The 627-nt window shown below is 32.9% G+C and carries 1 protein-coding gene; it reads left to right on the forward strand.

The features are described 5' to 3' along the window. Positions 1-165: 165 nt before the first annotated feature. Positions 166-606 carry an ImmA/IrrE family metallo-endopeptidase gene (locus RCF13_RS05360; RefSeq protein ID WP_308140932.1) on the forward strand — a complete coding sequence of 147 codons (441 nt, stop codon included), beginning with the start codon at positions 166-168 and terminating at the stop codon, positions 604-606. Positions 607-627: the final 21 nt, after the last annotated feature.

Here is a 627-nt window from a genome sequence, read left to right on the forward strand (position 1 = left end):
TGAAGCCAGAGCATACGTGGATAAGCATCAAATATTTGGTTCTAGTGGCTTTGATGCTGATAATCTATCGGATGATGAAATTTTAGAATTTGCAAATGAACTCTTGCGACAAATGGAAATGATAAGCTACAAGTATAAAAAATAGACTTCGAAGGGGGAATGTCTATGGAATGGATAGATGAGATTATTTTAGGCTTGTTAGATACTTATGCTACTTCTTGCCCTTATGAATTATGTACAGTGTTAGGGATTCGATTAATTAAAACTGAACCAAGTCGCATTATTTTACTTGGGAATGAGAGTACATACATAAGAGAATATTTGGGACATGAAACGATTTTTTTAAGAAATACTTTGACGGAAAAAGAAGAATTGTTTTTTATAAGGCACGAATTGGGACATGCAATACTCCATCCTAATCTTAAGAATTCTTACAATAAGTTTTTGCTCAACAAACACAAGATAGAAAAAGAAGCCAATTACTTTGCATTTAAGCTAAGTAATGTAGATTACGATAAAACAGAATTAGAAGATATGACATTAGAACAGATAGCTAGTTGCGTAGGCATACCTCATGCTGCTTTGAAGCAACTTGCTAATTTTTAGAATGTTTTTACTGAACATACG

This window comes from Stenotrophomonas maltophilia group sp. RNC7, assembly GCF_030910085.1.
GTDB lineage: Bacteria > Pseudomonadota > Gammaproteobacteria > Xanthomonadales > Xanthomonadaceae > Stenotrophomonas > Stenotrophomonas sepilia.

Coding starts and splice junctions, on each gene's coding strand:
- RCF13_RS05360 (WP_308140932.1), top strand. CDS start 166: ATGGAATGGATAGATGAGATTATTTTAGGCTTGTTAGATACTTATGCT.